The 19,436-nt window shown below is 51.4% G+C and carries 17 protein-coding genes; 11 read left to right on the forward strand and 6 right to left on the reverse strand.

The genetic code is table 11. The annotated features are described in order from the left end of the window. Positions 1-107 precede the first annotated feature (107 nt). The 7 genes from AC2T28_RS04130 to AC2T28_RS04160 all read left to right on the forward strand — a co-directional run bounded on the left by AC2T28_RS04130 (position 108) and on the right by AC2T28_RS04160 (position 7,491). Positions 108-563: a CopD family protein gene (locus AC2T28_RS04130; protein ID WP_486747677.1), complete on the forward strand. Its 456-nt coding sequence runs from the start codon at positions 108-110 to the stop codon at positions 561-563. Positions 564-690: 127 nt separating this feature from the next. Further along, positions 691-1,962, forward strand: coding sequence for a transcription termination factor Rho (rho, locus tag AC2T28_RS04135; protein ID WP_486747678.1), 1,272 nt, complete (start codon positions 691-693; stop codon positions 1,960-1,962). Between the two features lie 28 nt (positions 1,963-1,990). Further along, entirely contained in the window at positions 1,991-3,277 is a 1,287-nt protein-coding gene (gene mnmE, locus AC2T28_RS04140) for a tRNA uridine-5-carboxymethylaminomethyl(34) synthesis GTPase MnmE (RefSeq protein ID WP_486747679.1), read from the forward strand. Positions 3,278-3,289: 12 nt separating this feature from the next. Next, the gene (mnmG, locus tag AC2T28_RS04145) at positions 3,290-5,164 is read left to right on the forward strand and encodes a tRNA uridine-5-carboxymethylaminomethyl(34) synthesis enzyme MnmG (protein ID WP_486747680.1); all 1,875 of its coding nucleotides are present in this window, start codon (positions 3,290-3,292) and stop codon (positions 5,162-5,164) included. Continuing rightward, positions 5,164-5,778 (forward strand): 16S rRNA (guanine(527)-N(7))-methyltransferase RsmG, encoded by a 615-nt coding sequence (rsmG, locus tag AC2T28_RS04150; RefSeq protein WP_486747681.1) that lies wholly within the window; start codon positions 5,164-5,166, stop codon positions 5,776-5,778. Before mnmG ends, rsmG begins: the two co-directional genes overlap by 1 nt. Continuing rightward, positions 5,771-6,580 carry a ParA family protein gene (locus AC2T28_RS04155; protein WP_486747682.1) on the forward strand — a complete coding sequence of 270 codons (810 nt, stop codon included), beginning with the start codon at positions 5,771-5,773 and terminating at the stop codon, positions 6,578-6,580. The genes rsmG and AC2T28_RS04155 overlap by 8 nt, the downstream gene beginning before the upstream one ends. Before the next feature lie 17 nt (positions 6,581-6,597). After that, a complete protein-coding gene (locus AC2T28_RS04160) occupies positions 6,598-7,491 on the forward strand; it encodes a ParB/RepB/Spo0J family partition protein (RefSeq protein ID WP_486747683.1) in 894 nt (297 codons plus the stop codon). Here the strand turns inward: AC2T28_RS04160 and AC2T28_RS04165 are convergent. Genes AC2T28_RS04165 through rph form a run of 4 tightly spaced genes read right to left on the reverse strand, consistent with a single transcriptional unit; the run spans position 7,481 to position 10,312 of the window. Then, positions 7,481-7,834: a YbaN family protein gene (locus tag AC2T28_RS04165; RefSeq protein ID WP_486747684.1), complete on the reverse strand. Its 354-nt coding sequence runs from the start codon at positions 7,832-7,834 to the stop codon at positions 7,481-7,483. The genes AC2T28_RS04160 and AC2T28_RS04165 overlap by 11 nt on opposite strands. Positions 7,835-7,840: 6 nt before the next feature. Next, on the reverse strand, positions 7,841-8,995 hold the full coding sequence (gene hemW, locus AC2T28_RS04170) for a radical SAM family heme chaperone HemW (RefSeq protein ID WP_486747685.1): 1,155 nt from the start codon (positions 8,993-8,995) through the stop codon (positions 7,841-7,843). Next, positions 8,988-9,602 (reverse strand): RdgB/HAM1 family non-canonical purine NTP pyrophosphatase, encoded by a 615-nt coding sequence (rdgB, locus tag AC2T28_RS04175; protein WP_486747686.1) that lies wholly within the window; start codon positions 9,600-9,602, stop codon positions 8,988-8,990. Before rdgB ends, hemW begins: the two co-directional genes overlap by 8 nt. Next, on the reverse strand, positions 9,599-10,312 hold the full coding sequence (rph, locus tag AC2T28_RS04180) for a ribonuclease PH (protein WP_486747687.1): 714 nt from the start codon (positions 10,310-10,312) through the stop codon (positions 9,599-9,601). The genes rdgB and rph overlap by 4 nt, the downstream gene beginning before the upstream one ends. A gap of 145 nt (positions 10,313-10,457) precedes the next feature. Between rph and hrcA the strand changes: the two genes are divergently transcribed. From hrcA to AC2T28_RS04195, 3 genes are all read left to right on the forward strand, one after another. After that, positions 10,458-11,522 (forward strand): heat-inducible transcriptional repressor HrcA, encoded by a 1,065-nt coding sequence (gene hrcA, locus AC2T28_RS04185; protein ID WP_486747688.1) that lies wholly within the window; start codon positions 10,458-10,460, stop codon positions 11,520-11,522. Between the two features lie 9 nt (positions 11,523-11,531). Then, positions 11,532-12,092, forward strand: coding sequence for a nucleotide exchange factor GrpE (locus AC2T28_RS04190; protein ID WP_486747689.1), 561 nt, complete (start codon positions 11,532-11,534; stop codon positions 12,090-12,092). A gap of 78 nt (positions 12,093-12,170) precedes the next feature. After that, on the forward strand, positions 12,171-13,199 hold the full coding sequence (locus AC2T28_RS04195) for a TPM domain-containing protein (protein ID WP_486747690.1): 1,029 nt from the start codon (positions 12,171-12,173) through the stop codon (positions 13,197-13,199). An 83-nt stretch (positions 13,200-13,282) separates the two neighbouring features. Here the strand turns inward: AC2T28_RS04195 and mutS are convergent, their stop codons facing one another. After that, complete coding sequence (gene mutS, locus AC2T28_RS04200) at positions 13,283-15,916, reverse strand: DNA mismatch repair protein MutS (RefSeq protein ID WP_486747691.1); 2,634 nt, start codon at positions 15,914-15,916, stop codon at positions 13,283-13,285. A gap of 98 nt (positions 15,917-16,014) precedes the next feature. Beyond that, on the reverse strand, positions 16,015-16,860 hold the full coding sequence (locus AC2T28_RS04205; protein WP_486748016.1) for a flagellin N-terminal helical domain-containing protein: 846 nt from the start codon (positions 16,858-16,860) through the stop codon (positions 16,015-16,017). Between the two features lie 320 nt (positions 16,861-17,180). Here AC2T28_RS04205 and AC2T28_RS04210 point away from each other — a divergent pair, with 320 nt between their 5' ends. Beyond that, positions 17,181-19,436, forward strand: a complete 2,256-nt coding sequence (locus AC2T28_RS04210; RefSeq protein ID WP_486747692.1) for an NADP-dependent malic enzyme — start codon at positions 17,181-17,183, stop codon at positions 19,434-19,436.

The raw sequence follows: 19,436 nt of genomic DNA on the forward strand, positions 1-19,436 counted from the left end.
GAGTGACTCACTTATCCACTGGATTCATAGGGTCCTACAAAAACATCATCCTTTCTTATAAATACTTTATTTATAGGGAACCCAAACCGGCCCGAGGAAAACCGACCATGGATCTGACTGATCTGATGTTCACGCTCTACCCATATGCGAAGTCACTTCACATCATGGCAGTGCTGAGTTGGATGGCTGGTCTCTTCTATCTCCCACGCCTGTTTGTGTATCACGTGGAGCAGGCAGAGAAGGTTCAGCAAACCATTCCAATCTTCCTGATTATGGAAGGCAAGCTTCTGCGCCTTATCATGAGGCCGGCAATGATTGTTACTTGGGCAGCTGGGTTGTTTATGGTGTTTACGCCTGGGATCGTGGATTGGAGCTATATCTGGCCATGGACCAAGGGCGCATCAGTGATAGCCATGACTGGGTTCCATCATTTCCTGGTGAAACGGCATCAATCTTTCGCAAAAGACCAGAATACCCTCTCAGGGCGCCAATATAGGCTTCTGAATGAGGTCCCTACCCTTTTGATGGTGTTCATCGTGGTATCAGTGGTTTTTAAATTCTGAGGCAATATTTGACTCCCCCTGAACGACCGCATATGTAATCGATCCAAGCGAGCCCGTCCGGGTCACCGCGTTTTCCATTCTTCAGTGTCACCGCATCCCGATTTGGGTGCATAAAGGCTGCTTATATATGACCGTCGAAACTCTGAGTCTTGCTACTCTCAAAGCAAAAAGCCCCAAAGATCTCTTGGCTATGGCCGAAGAACTGGAAATCGAAAACGCCTCGACTATGCGTAAAGGTGAGATGATGTTCCAGATTCTGCGCGAACGTGCAGATGAAGGCTGGGAAATCTCAGGAGACGGCGTTTTAGAGCTCCTACAAGACGGATTTGGTTTTTTGCGCTCGCCTGAAGCGAACTATTTGCCAGGTCCGGATGATATTTACGTTTCACCTGAAATGATCCGTAAGCACTCTCTGCGGACTGGTGATTCCATTGATGGTGTTATCAAAGCGCCACAGGATGCCGAACGCTATTTTGCTCTGACAACTGTCACTCTGATCAACTTTGAAGAGCCAGAAAAAGCGCGTCACAAGATTGCTTTCGACAACTTGACGCCACTATATCCCGATGAGCGGTTGAAGATGGAGGTTGATGACCCCACCGTCAAAGACCGTTCTGCACGTGTTATCGATCTTGTTGCGCCAATTGGTAAAGGTCAACGCTCGCTTATTGTTGCGCCTCCACGGACCGGTAAAACCGTAATCCTGCAGAATATCGCTCATTCGATCGAAAAAAATCACCCAGAGTGCTATTTGATCGTGTTGTTGATCGACGAACGTCCGGAAGAAGTGACCGACATGCAGCGTTCGGTCAAAGGTGAAGTGGTCTCCTCCACCTTTGACGAGCCGGCAACACGCCACGTTGCCGTTTCGGAAATGGTCATCGAAAAGGCCAAGCGTCTCGTGGAACATAAACGTGACGTGGTCATCCTGCTCGACTCGATTACACGACTGGGTCGCGCGTTTAACACTGTTGTCCCCTCCTCCGGTAAGGTTTTGACCGGTGGTGTGGATGCCAACGCTCTACAGCGCCCAAAACGCTTCTTTGGTGCCGCACGGAACATCGAAGAAGGTGGATCTCTGACAATCATCGCCACCGCCTTGATTGATACCGGTTCGCGGATGGACGAAGTTATCTTTGAAGAATTCAAGGGCACTGGTAACTCTGAAATTGTTCTGGATCGTAAGATTGCTGATAAACGCGTCTACCCTGCTATCGACATCCTCAAGTCTGGTACGCGTAAGGAAGAGTTGCTTGTCGACAAGGTTGATTTGACCAAGACCTTTGTTCTGCGTCGAATCCTTAATCCCATGGGACCAACCGATGCCATTGAATTCTTGCTGTCAAAACTGAAACAGACCAAGTCAAACAGCGACTTCTTTGACTCAATGAACACCTAATCCGGTCGATACTAAGAAAGGCCAACCCATGGATACGATCTTTGCGTTGGCCTCAGCTCAGGGCAAGGCTGGAGTAGCCATTATCCGCGTGTCGGGACCTCTGGCCCATGAAGCTGGGGTACGACTGTCTGGGCCTGATCTGCCGACGAATGGTAGAACTCTTCGTATTTTGCGAAATCAGAATGGTGATCCACTCGATCATGCTCTGGTACTGACTTTTTTGGCACCCAATAGTTTTACTGGAGAAAATGTCGTTGAATTTCAAATACATGGAAGTACTGCAGTCACATCAGCTGTCCTAGAATCGCTCTCTAAAATTCACGGTTTGCGTCATGCTGAACCGGGAGAATTTACCAGAAGAGCACTAGAAAACGGCAATCTGGATCTTGCGCAGGTCGAAGGACTCGCTGATCTGATTGATGCAGAGACCGAGGCTCAGAGGAAACAGGCACATGCCATTTTGGGTGGCGGGCTTGGAAAAATTGCTGAACGCTGGCGTTTTGATCTAGTACGAGCGGCTTCACTGATTGAAGTTACCATCGATTTTGCGGACGAAGACGTTCCAGTTGATGTTACTCCAGAAGTGACTGTCTTATTGGCTGGTGTCCAAGAAGATCTCAAAAGAGAGACAGCCGGTGTCAAAATAGCCGAGAGAATTCGACACGGTTTTGAAGTAGCCATCATCGGAGCTCCAAATGTTGGTAAATCCACCCTTCTAAATACTTTAGCTGGTCGTGAGGCCGCAATTACTTCAGAATATGCCGGCACCACACGGGATGTGATCGAGGTTCGGATGGATCTGGCTGGCCTGCCCGTCACGCTTCTTGATACGGCCGGCTTGAGAAAAACTGAGGACCATGTCGAAGGCATTGGAATCGCACTCGCTCGCACCAGAGCCGAAGATGCCGACCTAAGGGTCTTTTTGGTTGAGGAAGATGAAACTCTGGATGTTGAAGTAAGACCTGGTGATATCCGTCTTCTGCCCAAAGCAGATACTCGTACCGAAACCGATGGCACCATTTCTGGTCAAACCGGATATGGGTTGGACAAGCTTATTTCTCACATTACTGAAGTGCTGTCATCGCGTTCTGCCAGTGTGGGTATTGCCACACGAACACGCCATCGGGATTCTATGAATTCTGCATTGTCGAGCCTTAACGAGGCGCAAGAAATCCTACTTCAAGGATCTGAATTTTATGATATAGCAGCAGATGAGCTGCACTCGGCAATACGTTCCTTGGAAATGTTAGTTGGACGGGTCGGTGTGGAAAATCTCTTAGATGAGATTTTTTCGAGTTTTTGCCTGGGAAAATAGGGAGTGTTTCACGTGAAACATTCAGCCTTTGATGTAATAGTAGTTGGTGGTGGCCATGCGGGTACCGAAGCAGCGCACGCGGCCGCACGTATGGGCTCCCGAACGGCTCTGGTGACCCTACGCAAGAGGGATATCGGTGTAATGTCCTGCAACCCAGCTATAGGTGGACTAGGTAAGGGTCACCTGGTCCGCGAAATTGACGCCATGGATGGTGTCATGGGTAAAGTTGCTGACATTGCCGGCATTCAGTTTCGACTACTGAATAGACGAAAAGGGCCTGCAGTACAGGGACCTCGAGCACAGGCAGATAGAAAAATCTATCAACAAGAGATGCTCAAACTCACCGAAGCGCAACAAAATCTCTCGATCATCGAGGGAGAGGTGGTTGATTTTCTTATGGAAACTGACGCCGTCCAAGGTGTCGTCCTGGCGGATGGTTCAGAAATTAGTTGCCAATCTGTCATTCTAACCTCTGGGACTTTTCTGAGGGGAGTCATCCATATAGGGGATGTTCGCGAACCCGGTGGACGCATGGGGGACAAACCCTCAAATAAGTTGGCGACCAGATTGGATAGTTACAAGCTGCCACTAGGTAGACTGAAAACAGGTACGCCACCCAGATTGGATGGGAAAACGATCAACTGGGACGGGCTGGATGTCCAGCCTGGAGATGAAGATCCTACGTTTTTCTCTTTTTTGACGAAAACACTGAATGCGCCTCAGGTCTCTTGCGGTATCACTCATACCAACGAAAAAACACACAGTATCATCCAGAAAAACTTAGAACGATCCGCGATGTATGGTGGCCACATTGATGGGGTAGGGCCGCGATACTGTCCTTCAATTGAGGACAAAATTGTACGCTTCGCTGATAAAACGTCTCACCAAATATTTCTGGAACCAGAGGGTGCAACCGATCACACCATTTACCCAAACGGTATCTCCACGAGTTTGCCAGTTGAAGTGCAGGAGGAATACGTTCACTCAATTGTTGGATTGGAAAATGCGGTAATTCTCCAGCCCGGGTACGCGATCGAGTACGACTACGTCGATCCAAGAACACTGTCTTTTGATCTCTCGGTTAAAGATATTCCAGGACTATTTTTGGCAGGGCAGATCAATGGAACAACAGGATATGAAGAAGCCGCAGCTCAAGGTTTGGTGGCGGGGCTAAATGCGGCATTACGCTGTCAGGGTAAGGAATCTGTTCTTTTTAGCCGGTCTAACAGCTATATTGGCGTGATGATTGATGATTTGACTACCAACGGAGTTATTGAACCCTATCGTATGTTTACTTCCCGGGCAGAGTTTCGTCTATCCTTGCGTGCCGATAACGCGGATCAACGATTGACCCCGATGGCGATTGAACTCGGCTGTTGTGGTGATGGCAGGAAAAAGCTCTTTGTCGACAAGCAGGATCTGCTTCACTCTGCATGTAAACTTCTAAAAGATGAAACGTTCACTCCAAAGCAGGTTTCTTCCGCTGGCATTGGAATTAGTCAGGATGGCAATCGACGTAATGGTTATGATATATTGGCGTTTCCGGATGTTGTTTTTGAGGATTTGGAGCCTCTCATTCCAGAACTTGGTGAAGTGAAGACTGAAGTCCGACGACAAGTAGAACGAGACGCTTTGTATGCTAAGTATATCGAGAGACAAGCCCGACAAATCGAAGCGATGAAAAAGGAAGAGGGTCATATAATCCCTGAGGACTTTGACTACACAGTTGTACCAGGCCTTTCCAATGAGCTTCAAACAAAGCTTAGCCGAACCCGTCCACATAACCTCGCTCAGTCTGCTCGTATTGATGGCATGACGCCTGCGGCGCTTGCGCTTATATTGGCAAGGCTCAAGAGAGATGCCAAGTTGCGGGGGAAGTCGGCGTGATGAACAGTGATCTACTGGGTAAGCTAGATGTTTCACGTGAAACAATGGATCGGTTGGAAATATTCGAACAGGTGATCCATAAATGGAATCCAAAGATAAACCTCGTATCACGAACGAGTTTGGATGAATTATGGAACCGACACATCATTGATTCAATACAAGTCTACCGAAACGCTCCGAAAGTCCAAAATTGGACTGATATTGGCAGCGGGGGTGGGTTTCCCGGTTTGATGGTTGCAATAATTTCCGCAGATGAACATCCGGAAATGAAGACAACTTTGATTGAAAGCGATCAAAGAAAGTCAGTATTTCTCCGGACCGCGGCGCGGGAATGTGGCGTTAGCGTAAAAGTTCTATCTGAAAGAATTGAAAAGGCTCCTTGTCAAAACTCCGATGTTCTGTCAGCCAGAGCCCTTTCTGATCTTAATACCTTGTTAGGATTTACAGAACGCCATTTGAATTCAGATGGGATCGCTTTGTTTCCAAAAGGCGCCACCTGGAATAAAGAGCTTGAAGATGCGCAACGGCATTGGCGTTTTGATGTAGAACCGATTACAAGTTTGACTGAGCCCGACGCTGTCATTTTGAAAATAGAGGGAGTGACCCGTGTCTGATCTTTCCCGCCCATCTGGGCCTCGCATAATTGCGGTTGCTAATCAGAAGGGGGGGGTAGGTAAAACAACAACCACCATCAATCTGGCTGCTGCGTTGGTAGAAAGCGGACTGCGTGTGCTGGTTGTTGATCTTGATCCGCAAGGAAATGCGTCAACAGGTTTGGGTATTGAAGCCTCTGACCGAGAAAATACGACTTATGACTTGCTGATTGGTGAAACTCCACTGCAGGACGTCATTCGATCTACGGTAATCGAAGATTTATGCATTGTACCTGCGACCGTTGATCTAAGTTCTGCAGATATTGAACTGATGGCAAATGAGAGGCGCAGCTTTCTTTTACATGATGCGCTACGGCAAACTCAAATGGACGAGTATGAATGGGACTACATACTGGTCGACTGCCCACCGTCTTTGAATCTTTTAACGGTCAACGCAATGATAGCGTCAAATTCCGTTCTAATCCCGCTCCAGAGTGAGTTTTTTGCCCTCGAAGGCGTGTCTCAGTTAATGATGACTATTCGTGAGGTGCGTCAAACCGCCAATGCCGATCTACGTATAGAAGGTATAGTTTTGACAATGTACGATAAGCGCAACAATCTGTCTCAGCAAGTTGAAGAGGACGCACGGGAAAATTTGGGTGATTTGGTGTTCAAAACCAAAATCCCGCGAAATGTAAGAGTTAGCGAAGCACCATCTTATGCGCTTCCTGTACTGCAATACGATTCGCAATCACAGGGTGCCCAAGCCTACAGATCGTTGGCCATTGAATTGGTCAAAAAGCACCAGAGACTAGCAGCGTAGCCAGGGGAGAACAGAGTATGTCGAACAAAAAGGGTAAACCTCGCGGCCTTGGGCGTGGATTGTCAGCACTAATGGCGGATGTGAACCCTGAACCCATCGCATCTGGTGAGAAGGCGCCTCGAAATGCCGAGGTCAATGTCCCGATTGAGAAAGTTATAGCGAACCCTGAACAGCCCCGCCGACAGTTCGTTCAGGTCGATCTTGACGATCTTACAGCGTCGATTAAGGAAAAAGGTGTTCTGCAGCCACTGATCGTGCGTCCTCGTGATGGTGGGATGTACGAGATCGTTGCAGGTGAACGTCGGTGGCGTGCGTCGCAGGCGGCGCAATTGCACGAAGTACCGGTTTTAATACGGGACTACTCTGATGTTGAAGTCATGGAAGTGGCTTTGATTGAAAACATTCAGCGCGCTGATTTGAATGCCCTGGAAGAGGCACAAAGCTACAAGTTGTTGATGGAGAAATTTGGACATACCCAGGAAAAAATGGCTGAGGCACTTGGTAAGAGCCGTAGCCATATCGCCAATTTGGTGAGGTTGCTACATTTGCCGGAGGATGTACAAGTTCTTGTTCAAGAACGGAAATTGTCTGCTGGTCATGCGCGTGCCCTGATAACATCCGACAATGCGTCAGACTTGGCCAAAAAGATTGTCAAAGGCGGTTTGTCGGTTCGCGCCACCGAGGCGCTGGTGAAAAAAGATGCTGCTGGAGACACGCCACGTGGTCCTCGTGCACCTAAAAAGTTGGCTGAAAAGGATGCCGACACCAGAGCGCTCGAAAATGATCTGTCGGCAATTCTAAGAATGGCGGTTTCGATAGATCACAGGGCTGGTGGTGAATCCGGATCTGTGACGATATCCTATGAAAACTTGGATCAGCTAGACAGTCTTTGTGGGGCTCTTAGCCGTTAGGGCGGCTCCAGATGAAGACTAGGACGCAGCTCAACACTATTGATTGAATAATCAAGACGTGGCTGGGGACTCCAAGCACCAAAGACAGACCAAACACGGCGGTAATCGAAACGGTTGCTGCCTTTTTTGCATTTGGTCGAATTGCACCTCTTTCGTTCCAATCCTGGATCATCGGCCCAAAAAGGTTATGGGCCAGTATCCAGTTGTGTAACCGCTCTGACGAGTTTGCGAAAAAGAAAGCGGCAAGAAGAAGAAATGGAACAGTTGGAAGCAGCGGCAGGACAACGCCAATAACAGCCAGCCCAACACAGAAAAGTCCCAGTCCAGAATACAAAAACCGCATGACTTCCTAATCCGCTAATAGCTCTCTCAACACGGCGTTCAAAACAGCGCGCCCTTGGTCTGTAGCACTCAATATTGAACCAGACTGACTTACCATACCTAAGTCCAACAAATGGTGAATTTTGTCTTGGGGTAGGGCGTGTCCAGCCAGATTGGCGTAACGGTCAGTATCAATTCCTTCGACAAGCCGCAGTCCCATCATCAACATCTCGGCGCTTGTTTCTTCGGGCACAAGTTTGTTTGATGCGATGTCACCCGATCCGTTTGAAACTGCTTTTAGCCAAGCACCCGGGGCACGAATGCTCTCGGTGGCAAAACGGCTACCATTCAAGGTCAGTCGACCGTGGGCTCCTGGGCCAATTCCAACATAATCGCCATACCGCCAATAGATCTGGTTGTGCAGAGACTCGGCGCCTGGACCTGCGTGATTTGAGACTTCATAGGCGGGCATGCCGTGTTCGACGCAAATGTCTTGCGTGGCTTGATACATGTCAGCCGCAGTATCATCGGTTGGCAGATTGCGCAGTTTGCCGCGGGCATAGCGATCCCCAAAGGCAGTGCCTTCTTCGATGGTCAATTGGTACAGGGACAGATGGTCAATTGCCATCGACAGGGCCTGTGTTAGCTCTTGCTCCCAGTCCATAAGTGTTTGCCCTTGTCTGGCATAGATTAAGTCAAAGCTGACTCGGTCAAAACAATTTCGGGCGATGTCGAACGCCGCGCGCGCTTCGGCAACTGAGTGGATGCGACCAAGGCGGCGGAGGTCTTCGTCGTTGAGAGCCTGAATGCCCATCGACACACGGTTCACGCCGGCATCGTGATAGCCAGCAAACCGGCCAGCTTCAACTGATCCGGGATTGGCCTCGAGCGTTACTTCGATATTATTGGCAAACGGCCAGTTTTCTCGCGCGCCTTCGATAACTGCGGCAACCATTTCGGGCTGCATAAGAGAAGGGGTGCCGCCACCAAAGAAAATGGAATTCAGAACGCGGTTGGGTGTAAGTTGGGAATGGCGCTTCAGCTCGCTCGTATACGCCTTAACCCATTCTTTTTGATCAATATTTGCAGTCACATGGCTGTTGAAATCACAATAGGGGCATTTGGCTTGGCAAAATGGCCAATGTACATACAGGCCAAAGCCCCCATTGCGCCAATCATCCACTGAAACTGGCCTCAACAAACTGGGCTACCGCCTGACCGCGGTGGCTGATCTTGTGCTTTTCCGCCGGCGGCATCTGGGCACAGGTTACATCCAGCCCATCAGGTTGGAACATTGGGTCATAGCCAAAGCCGTTCACGCCGCGGATTGGCCAGACCAATTGGCCCGGCATCACGCCTTCAAACACCTCGTCATGACCATCGGGCCAGGCAAGAACCAATGTGCACCGGAATTGAGCAGTGCGCGGCGCAGGGGCATTGGCTGCCTCTAACTCGTTATGGGCACGTGTCATGGCCATCATGAAATCACGACCATTTCCGGTTTCGGCCCAGTCGGCGGTATAAACGCCGGGTGCACCATCTAACGCGTCAATGGTAATGCCCGAGTCATCGGACAACGCCGGCAGACCAGTCGCCTTGGCGGCGGCATGGGCTTTGATGCGGGCATTGCCAACAAACGTATCTTCGGTTTCTTCCGGCTCAGGAAGATCCATCTCACCGGCGCTAACAACCGTTACGCCAAAGGGAGAGAGGAGATGTTTCATCTCCTCCAGTTTTCCCTTGTTATGAGTGGCAAGCAGCAGCTTGTCGCCGGTGAACTTACGGGTCATGCGCAGGCAGCCTTTTGCATCTCAACCAGTTCCGATGTTCCTTTTTCCGCCAGGTCCATCAGCTGGTTCATTTGGTCACGCGAGAAGACAGAGCCTTCGGCGGACATCTGAACTTCGATGAGCTTGCCTGAACCAGTCATGATAAAGTTGCCATCAACACCAGCTTCAGAGTCTTCAGGATAGTCTAGATCAAGAACAGTCTGGCCGGCATAGATACCACAAGACACCGCAGCGACTGGGTCAACCAGCGGATCAACAGTTACATCACCAGCTGTCATCAGCTTGTTTACCGCGAGGCGAAGCGCAACCCAACCACCGGTGATAGAGGCACAACGTGTTCCACCATCAGCTTGTAAAACATCGCAGTCCACAGTGATCTGACGTTCACCCAGGGCAACCCGGTCAACACCGGCCCGCAATGCACGGCCGATGAGACGTTGAATTTCAACAGTCCGGCCACCTTGTTTGCCGGCAGCAGCTTCGCGACGCATTCGAGTGTTGGTTGCGCGAGGTAGCATACCGTATTCGGCAGTTACCCAACCCAGACCTGAACCTTTGATAAAGGACGGCACCCGAGGCTCGATCGAAGCAGTGCAGAGCACGTGGGTTTCGCCCATTTTGATCAGGCAAGAGCCTTCGGCGTGTTTGGTGAAACCGGTCTCGATTGACACGGCGCGCATTTGGTTCAGTTCTCGGCCTGAAGGTCTCATTTGGATGTCCTTTGATTGATGGCTTGGGGATATCCCCGGGCACACTGGTGATGCAAGCCTGATTGACCTTTTGCTCGCAGCCTCTTTAATGGCAGCTCAGCTCTGCTTGCCTTATAGTGTGGGGTGCATGACGACTGGGATCCAGATGAGCGACGCAAAAAATATCCTTAAAGACATGAACGATCGTTCGCGAGAGGTGTTCCGGGCCGTGGTAGAAAACTACATGGACCGTGGTGGCCCTGTTGGCAGCCGTACCCTGACCCGAAGTTTAAGCGAAAAGGTCAGCGCTGCTACCATCCGCAATGTAATGCAGGATCTGGAGCATCTTGGATTGCTCGATAGTCCTCATATCAGCGCCGGCCGGGTTCCAACACAGTTGGGCTTACGGATGTTTGTAGACGGGCTGCTAGAGGTCGAAGATCTGAAAGCCCATGATCGGGAAAAAATCGACGCAACGCTTGGCGGTAATGCGGCGGATGTTGGCAGCATGCTGGATAGGGTTGGTTCGGCTTTATCGGGGGTTACACAAGGCGCGTCTTTGGTTCTGACACCCAAACACGAGGCCGAAATCCGTCACATCGAATTTGTTTCTTTGGCTCAGGACAGAGCTTTGGTGGTTCTGGTGTTTTCGGATGGGCAGGTCGAAAATCGAGTATTTACCCCTCCACCAGGGCAAACGCCCAGTTCAATGCGCGAAGCGGCCAATTTTTTGAACGCGCTGATCGAAGGAAAGACACTGTCGCAGTTACAAGGTGTCATTAAGGAAGAGATATCTAACCGACGTCAGGAAATTGATTTGCTCGCTCAAGGCATGGTTGAGAGTGGGCTGGCGGTTTGGCAGGACCAAGGTGAAGAATCAGCAAGATTGATTGTGCGGGGCAGGGCGAATCTTCTGGAGGAAAACGACGCAGACGAAGGGCTAGAACGTATCCGAAGCCTGTTTGATGACCTTGAACGCAAGCAAGACATAGCCGATTTCCTGCAACTGACCGAAGACGGCGACGGTGTGCGCATTTTTATTGGTTCAGAGAACAAACTTTTCTCACTTTCGGGTTCCTCTTTGGTGGTGTCTCCCTATATGAACTCGGATCGAAAGATCATTGGCGCGGTTGGGGTGATTGGCCCCACTCGGCTGAACTACGGACGGATCGTGCCGATTGTGGACTACACGGCACAGCTGATCGGAAAGCTGATTTCTGATCGGAGTTAGAGGTGAAACATGGCAGAGCCGAAGAACGAAGATTTTCTGGACGACATCGATACCGCTGAAGCGGAAGAAATGGCTGAAGAGTTTGCTGAGATCGATGACGAAGCGATTGAGCTGGACGAGCTACGAGCTGAGCGGGATCAGCTGAAAGACCGTTTCATGCGGGCACTGGCGGATGCCGAGAACTCGCGCAAGCGCGGTGACCGTGCACGCCGTGATGCTGAACAATACGGTGGTTCCAAGCTGGCCCGTGATATGCTGCCGGTTTATGACAACATGAAACGCGCGCTTGAAGCCGCCACCGACGAGCAGAAAGCTGTTTCAGCAGCGTTGATCGAAGGTATTGAGCTGACGATGCGAGCGCTGCTGGGGGTTTTCAGCAAACATGGTGTTCAGATTGTAACACCTGAAGTTGGTGACCGTTTTGATCCCCAAATGCACGAAGCGATGTTCGAAGCGCCTGTTCCAGGAACCAAAGCTGGCGACATCATTCAGGTCGCTGCCGAAGGCTTCATGCTACACGATCGCTTGCTGCGCCCAGCACAGGTTGGCGTGTCTTCGACACCGGCCTAAACAATCGGCCAGTTAACTGTTAGAAAGCTCCCAGTTTATGGGAGCTTTTTTGTTTTGAAATTTATTAGATCACTTATCTTGACCGTCGTCGCGATGTTGGCTGGAGCTGCTGTTCAAGCTCAGTCATTTCCTGAAATAGAAGATATATTCGTCAATGATTTTGCCGAGATATTGTCTGCGACAGAGAAGCAGGATCTCCTAATTCAACTACAAACCCTACGTGCCGAGCACGATATCGAACTTACAACAGTCACGATTGATAGAATGTCAGACTATGGACATAGCGGCCCAATCGAGCCTTTCGCCACTGGTTTGTTTAACTACTGGGGGATCGGAAACGCGCAGCGCAATGACGGGATAATGATCTTGGTATCCCGGTTTGACCGAACTCTGCGGATCGAAGTGGGCGCAGGTTATGGAGCCTCCAAAAACGCGGTAATGACGGAAATTATAGAAGAAGTCATGTTACCGGAATTCCGCCGGGAAAAATACGCTGCGGGCCTGCTCAAGGGGGTGAATGAAGTGATTTCTGATCTGACTGGCGAATTACCGAGTGAGGAAGAAACAGGTGCTTTGCAACGTAGTTGGAGGAAACTCGAGCAGTTTGTTGGACGAAACGTAGTCGCTGTTCTAGCCATCATATCCGGCTTTGGTATGTTTCTCGTTGCTCTTGGCCGGTTTTGGTACCGAAATCGTCCACGGTATTGCCCCGTCGATGGTAGCAGATTGATTTGGCTGGACGAGCAAACGGAAGATGCTCACTTGGATAGTGGACAACAGACCGAGGAAAGACTGAAAAGCAAAGATTACGATGTATGGGATTGTCCAACTTGTAGCCATGTTACCGTTGTAAGTTACAATAAACGTTTTTCACGCAAATCAGCTTGCCGAAGCTGCGGCTACAAAACCTTGCAAAGTGATACCACCATCGTCACTCATGCTACCAACTCTTCGACAGGTCTTGAGCGGATCGATTATCACTGTCACCATTGCGGAGACCGGTATTCGGGGACGCACACCATCCCAATGACGACCAACAGTTCATCGTCAAGCAACTCCTCCGGAGGAGGGTCGTCCTCGGGGGGCGGTGCCAGCGGAAGCTGGTAGACAAAAGCGTGACCAAGTTATGCATCTTGTGTCGTAAGTAATGGAAAAAAGGGGCGGCTCATCAGGAAACCACCCCCTTGGGACTATCGGCTTGCGTCTTTTAGTCGATAGAGCATTTCCAGCGCTTCACGTGGCGACAGATCATCAGGGTGAACATTGCCAAGCAGCTCCTCAACAGGTGAGGGGCCTGTTGGCGCGGTTGGTTGTGGCGGGGGCGCTGCAGCAAACAACGGTAGATCGTCGATTTGGATTTTTGCACCACCACTGTCTCGGCTGCCTTGTTCTAGCATATCCAAAACATCACGGGCACGGGTCACAACACTGGCGGGCAGGCCGGCAAGCTGTGCCACCTGAACACCGTAAGACCGATCTGCAGCGCCTTTGCGGACTTCGTGCAGAAAGATGATTTCGTTTTCCCATTCCTTAACCGTGACCGTCGCGTTATCGACGCCGTCTAACGTAGCAGCCAGTTGTGTTAGCTCGTGGTAGTGGGTTGCGAATAATGCGCGTGATTTGTTGCTTTCGTGCAGGTGTTCCAGCGTGGCCCAGGCAATGGACAAACCGTCATAGGTGGCTGTTCCACGCCCGATTTCATCCAGGATAACCAATGCACGATCATCAGCCTGGTTCAGAATGGCGGCGGTTTCGACCATTTCGACCATGAATGTGGATCGGCCACGTGCGAGATCATCCGAAGCCCCAACACGGCTGAACAATTGGCTGACCAACCCGATATGGGCTCTGTCAGCCGGCACGTAGCTGCCCACTTGGGCCAGCAGGGCAATCAGCGCGTTTTGGCGTAAGAAGGTCGATTTACCAGCCATGTTAGGACCGGTAAGTAACCAGATGGCGGCGCCGTGTGAGGCGGTGAGATCAGCGTCGTTGGCTATAAAAACTTCACCGCCCTGTTGGCGCAAAGCCTGTTCCACCACCGGATGTCGGCCCCCCGAAATCTCAAAGGCGCGGCTCGCGTCTACCTGTGGCCGGTTCCAGTTTTCACCAGTTGCCAGATCGGCAAGGCTGGTCAGCAAATCTAGTTCAGCCAATCCACGTGCCGCTCCGTTCAACAAGGCGGATAGGGTCAAAATAGAGCCAGAAAGCGTTGAATAGATCCGCTTTTCGATTTCTAACGCCTGATTGCCGGCGTTGAGAATTTTGGTCTCTATCTCGCTCAACTCAACTGTAGTGAAGCGCACCTGATTGGCAGTGGTTTGCCGGTGGATGTAGTTTTCGGACAGCGGAGGTGACAGCATCTTGTCGGCATGTGTGGCGGTTGTCTCGATGAAGTAACCCAGCACATTGTTGTGCTTGATCTTTAGCGAGGTGATGCCGGTGTGTTCCGCATACTGCTTTTGCATAGCGGCAATCACAGACCGGCCTTCATCCCGTAGCGTGCGCGCTTGATCCAGTTCGTCGTCATATTCGGTAGCGATAAATCCACCATCGCGTGCCAAAAGGGGCGGTTCGGCGATCAAGGCCGCATCCAGCAGGCCAAGCAGATCGTCAAAGCCCTGGAGATTGCCAATGGCTTGGGAGATCAATTCGGGTAGCTCTAGATCCAAACACGAGGCCGCAATGGCTTCTGCCTGGGTCAATCCATTGCGGATTGCTGCCAGGTCACGTGGCCCACCACGGTCCAGCGCCAACCTAGACAAGGCACGATCCAGATCTGGTGTGCACCGTAGGGCCTCGCGTAATTGTTCCGACAGTTGGCTTTGATCAACAGCGTAGTCCAGCGCTGATAACCGGGCGTGGATCACATCCAAATTGCGTGATGGGCTAGACAACCGTTGTTCCAGCAGGCGGGCGCCCCCCGGAGTGACCGTGCGATCCACGACAGACAGCAGCGATCCGGCCCGACCACCTGATAGAGATCGAGTAAGTTCCAGATTGCGCCGTGTTGCGGCGTCGATCTGCATCACGCGGTCTTCGGCTTCCTGCTCGGGCGGCTGAAGCAGCGGTAGTTTACCCTTTTGGGTGATCTCAAGATAGTCGATCAGTGCACCCATCGCCGAAACCTCGGCCCGGGAAAACGCCCCAAACCCATCTAACGCGCTGACTTTGAACAGGGAACAGATGCGCTTCTCGGCTGCGGTACTGTCAAAGCTGGCTTTGCCCAACGGGGTTAGAGGAATTTTGTACTCATCCGCCAAAGGACGAATGTGATCATATGCCGGGCCATCTGCAACAATCAGCTCCGAGGGGCCAAGACGTGCAAGATCGGGGGACAAACGTACTCGCGCTACGGGCATCACGTGAAACGCGCCGGTTGAAATATCGGCCCAGGCCAATGCGGCCTGATCTCGCAATTCTGCGTACGAAACCAGGAAGTTATGCCGTCGCGCCTCGAGCAGAGAATCCTCGGTTAGGGTGCCGGGCGTGACCAATCGTACCACATCGCGTTTCACAACCGACTTATTGCCGCGTTTTTTGGCCTCGGCAGGAGTTTCCAACTGCTCGCCCACTGCAACCCGGAATCCCTTACGGATTAGCGTGAGTAGGTAACCTTCAGCAGCATGAAACGGCACCCCGCACATTGGGATGTCGTCGCCGTTGTGTTTGCCGCGTTTTGTCAGCGCGATGTCCAACGCCTCGGCAGCGTTCACCGCGTCGTCAAAGAACATCTCGTAGAAGTCGCCCATGCGATAGAATAACAGCGCATCTGGATATTGAGCTTTGATCTCGAGATATTGCGCCATCATCGGCGTTACGGCCATTTATAATCCCCCAGTATTCGTTGCACGAGATGTACAACGGGGGTCGGCAGAGGAAAACCAGAATGTGATCGGGCCGGGGATTCCCCAGCCCGCGCCCTTTAGCCAAGTGCCATCAAACTAAGCGGTGAGGCATTTGCAATGGAAAGCGATTGGATGCCGAGCTGTTGCTGTACATTGAGAGCTATCAATTTGCTCGCGGTCTCTTCCATATTTGTATCGGTCATGGCGCTGATGCCCATTTTCATGCTGTCCGCCAGCTTACCGACAAAATTGTTCTGATCCGAAATCCGGGAAACACTGGCTCCAAGTGATGCCGCGCCTTCGATCGCAAAGTTCAGAAACCCTTCGATCTCACCCAGCGCTACTTTTGCACTGGCGGCATCAGTGATTGCGGTACGGTTATTGATGTCGAAACTTGGGCTTCCCTCAAAATCTATACTATCAACCGAAATCGTAGAAAGGTTAGGCGCGGCCGATCCTTGGCGGTCCAACGACGCGGCAACAGTGAGTGAAGTGCTACCAGTACCGTCTATGTCTGTTTTGAGCAGGTTAACGCCATTGAACTGTGTCGAGGAAATAATCGAATTCAGCTGCTCCGTTTTATGCGCCATCTGTTGTTCGATCTTGCTGTGATCAACGTTTCCACTGCTGGCCAAAATGGTCAGCTCTTTCATTTCAGTTAGAACCTCAGTCAAGCGTTCTGCACCGACCGCAGCCACTGATGCAGTTGCTTCTCCAAGTGACAAAGAGTCGGAAACAGCAGCGAATCCAGCTACATCAGTTTCCATCATTTGCGATACAGCCCACAGCGCGGCATTGTCTTTCGCCTGGTTTATCTCTTTGCCGGTTGAGATGTTTTCTTGGACCTCTTCCTTTTGCTCGACGGTGCCACCAAGCATTTGTAATGCGACCATCGCACCGGAGTTGGTATTGATACTTGTCATTATTTGTTGCCCTTCCATTGAGAAAGCAGGGCCAAGAGCAAGGGAAATCTCGGTTGGGAGAGCAACGAGAGGCCGTTCTGACCAGTTCTCTTGGCGCATCTATAGGTCCCAGCCATTAACCAAGCCCGGGACTGCGTTAAGTTTTGATAAACAATCGGAGCACTGAGGTGGTTTAACTGTGGCGAAAATCTGGCGAAAGGCTCAGTGTTTTAGTTGAATTTATTTGAAACGGTTGCTTGGAAAATATGACGCAGTTGGATTGAGAGGTGCGAGAGCCTGCGATAAGACTGTTCTGGTTAGTCAGAGGAAACACCCACCCCATGCCCAAAGCAAAGATCACCAACGAAGAGGCGCTTGCCTTTCACCTGGAGCCAACGCCCGGTAAATTCGAGATTTCAGCTACCGTTCCAATGACTACCCAGCGGGACCTGTCTCTGGCCTATTCTCCCGGTGTTGCGGTCCCATGTGAGGCAATCGCGGCCAACCCGGAATGCGCCTATGACTACACCAATAAGGGTAACCTGGTTGCGGTGATTTCCAACGGTACCGCTGTTCTGGGCCTGGGCAACCTTGGCGCTCTGGGCAGTAAGCCGGTGATGGAAGGTAAGGCGGTTCTGTTTAAACGCTTTGCCGATGTGAACTCGATCGATATCGAGCTGGACACCGAAGACCCCGAGGCTTTCATCAATGCGGTCAAGCTGATGGGGCCGACCTTTGGTGGCATTAATCTAGAAGACATCAAGGCGCCCGAGTGTTTCATCATCGAGCAGCGCCTCAAGGAAGAGATGGACATACCTGTCTTCCACGATGACCAACACGGTACTGCAGTGATCTGTGCTGCCGGCTTGCTCAATGCTTTGCATATCTCTGGTAAGAAGATTGAGGACGTCAAAATTGTTCTCAACGGGGCAGGGGCAGCGGGTATCGCCTGTATCGAACTGCTGAAGCGCATGGGCGCAACTCACGACAACTGCGTCGTATGTGACACGAAAGGTGTTATTTATCAGGGCCGTACCGAGGGTATGAACCAGTGGAAATCGGCCCATGCCATCTCAACTGAGCTGCGCACGCTAGAAGAAGCCATGGACGGCGCTGATGTTTTCTTGGGTGTTTCGGTCAAGGGCGCGGTTACTCAGGACATGGTCAAATCGATGGCGGATAATCCGGTCATCTTTGCCATGGCCAATCCTGATCCGGAAATCACCCCAGAAGAAGCCCATGAAGTTCGCGTTGACGCCATCGTTGCCACTGGCCGGTCCGATTATCCCAATCAGGTCAACAACGTACTTGGTTTTCCATACCTGTTCCGCGGCGCATTGGATATCAACGCCCGTGCTATCAATGACGAGATGAAGATTGCATGTGCCCACGCACTGGCCAACCTTGCGCGTGAGGATGTGCCTGATGAGGTTGCGCTGGCTTATGGCAAAAGCCTGTCATTTGGTCGGGATTACATCATCCCAACCCCGTTTGATCCCCGTTTGATCCACCGTATTCCACCGGCTGTTGCCAAGGCGGGCATGGATACTGGCGCTGCACGTCGTCCTATCATTGATATGGATGCTTATGAGCTGAGCCTGAAAAGCCGCATGGATCCAACCGCATCCATTCTGCGCGGGTTAAACGCCCGTGCGCGTTCTGCGCAAAGCCGGATGATCTTTGCCGAGGGCGATGATCCACGGGTGCTGCGTGCTGCTGTGAATTACCAGCGTTCTGGCTTTGGTAAGGCGTTGGTTGTTGGGCGTGTCGATGATGTGAAGGCCAAGCTGGAAGAGGCTGGAATGGGAGATGCTGTCCGCGAGCTGGAAGTGGTCAACGCCGCCAACACCACGCATCTCAATACCTATAAGAGTTTTCTCTATAGTCGTCTCCAGCGCAAAGGGTTTGACCAAAAAGACATCCACCGTTTGGCGGCGCGTGACCGTCATGTGTTCTCGTCCCTGATGTTGGAACATGGTCACGGTGATGGTTTGGTGACGGGTGCCACCCGCAAATCGGCACATGTGCTGGACCGGATTAATCATGTGTTTGATGCCGACGCTGCCCATGGCGCTGCCGGCGTAACGGCGCTGCTACACAAAGGACGGATTGTTCTGATCGGCGATACACTGGTACACGAATGGCCGGATGAAAACGATCTCGCTAATATCGCTGAACGTTCTGCTGATGTTGCCCGCCATATGGGACTGGAGCCTCGGGTGGCCTTTGTTAGCTTCTCGACCTTTGGCTATCCGGTTTCTGAACGAGCAGAGAAAATGCACCTAGCTCCAGCAGTGCTGGAACAGCGCGGTGTTGATTTCGAATTCGAAGGTGAAATGACCGTGGATGTGGCCCTGAACGCGGCCGCGCAAGAGGCATATCCATTCTCGCGCCTGACTGGCCCAGCAAACATCCTGATCGTGCCGGCCCGTCACTCGGCGTCGATTTCGGTCAAACTGATGCAGGAAATGGGAGACGCCACGGTTGTTGGGCCAATCCTTAGCGGTGTGGATAAGTCGATCCAAATCTGTTCAACCACGTCGACCGCTAACGATATCCTTAACATGGCGGTCCTAGCTGCCTGCGATATCGGGTAA

The organism is Parasedimentitalea nitratireducens (genome assembly GCF_057444295.1).

Excerpts from the sequence above, each read along its gene's own strand:
- mnmE (WP_486747679.1), top strand. The coding sequence starts at position 1,991 with ATGGATACGATCTTTGCGTTGGCCTCAGCTCAGGGCAAGGCTGGAGTA.
- AC2T28_RS04205 (WP_486748016.1), bottom strand. The coding sequence starts at position 16,860 with ATGACAAGTATCAATACCAACTCCGGTGCGATGGTCGCATTACAAATG.
- rsmG (WP_486747681.1), top strand. The coding sequence starts at position 5,164 with ATGAACAGTGATCTACTGGGTAAGCTAGATGTTTCACGTGAAACAATG.
- AC2T28_RS04190 (WP_486747689.1), top strand. The coding sequence starts at position 11,532 with ATGGCAGAGCCGAAGAACGAAGATTTTCTGGACGACATCGATACCGCT.
- mutS (WP_486747691.1), bottom strand. The coding sequence starts at position 15,916 with ATGGCCGTAACGCCGATGATGGCGCAATATCTCGAGATCAAAGCTCAA.
- rdgB (WP_486747686.1), bottom strand. The coding sequence starts at position 9,602 with ATGACCCGTAAGTTCACCGGCGACAAGCTGCTGCTTGCCACTCATAAC.
- hrcA (WP_486747688.1), top strand. The coding sequence starts at position 10,458 with ATGAGCGACGCAAAAAATATCCTTAAAGACATGAACGATCGTTCGCGA.
- AC2T28_RS04160 (WP_486747683.1), top strand. The coding sequence starts at position 6,598 with ATGTCGAACAAAAAGGGTAAACCTCGCGGCCTTGGGCGTGGATTGTCA.
- rph (WP_486747687.1), bottom strand. The coding sequence starts at position 10,312 with ATGAGACCTTCAGGCCGAGAACTGAACCAAATGCGCGCCGTGTCAATC.
- AC2T28_RS04130 (WP_486747677.1), top strand. The coding sequence starts at position 108 with ATGGATCTGACTGATCTGATGTTCACGCTCTACCCATATGCGAAGTCA.
- AC2T28_RS04165 (WP_486747684.1), bottom strand. The coding sequence starts at position 7,834 with ATGCGGTTTTTGTATTCTGGACTGGGACTTTTCTGTGTTGGGCTGGCT.
- rho (WP_486747678.1), top strand. The coding sequence starts at position 691 with ATGACCGTCGAAACTCTGAGTCTTGCTACTCTCAAAGCAAAAAGCCCC.
- AC2T28_RS04210 (WP_486747692.1), top strand. The coding sequence starts at position 17,181 with ATGCCCAAAGCAAAGATCACCAACGAAGAGGCGCTTGCCTTTCACCTG.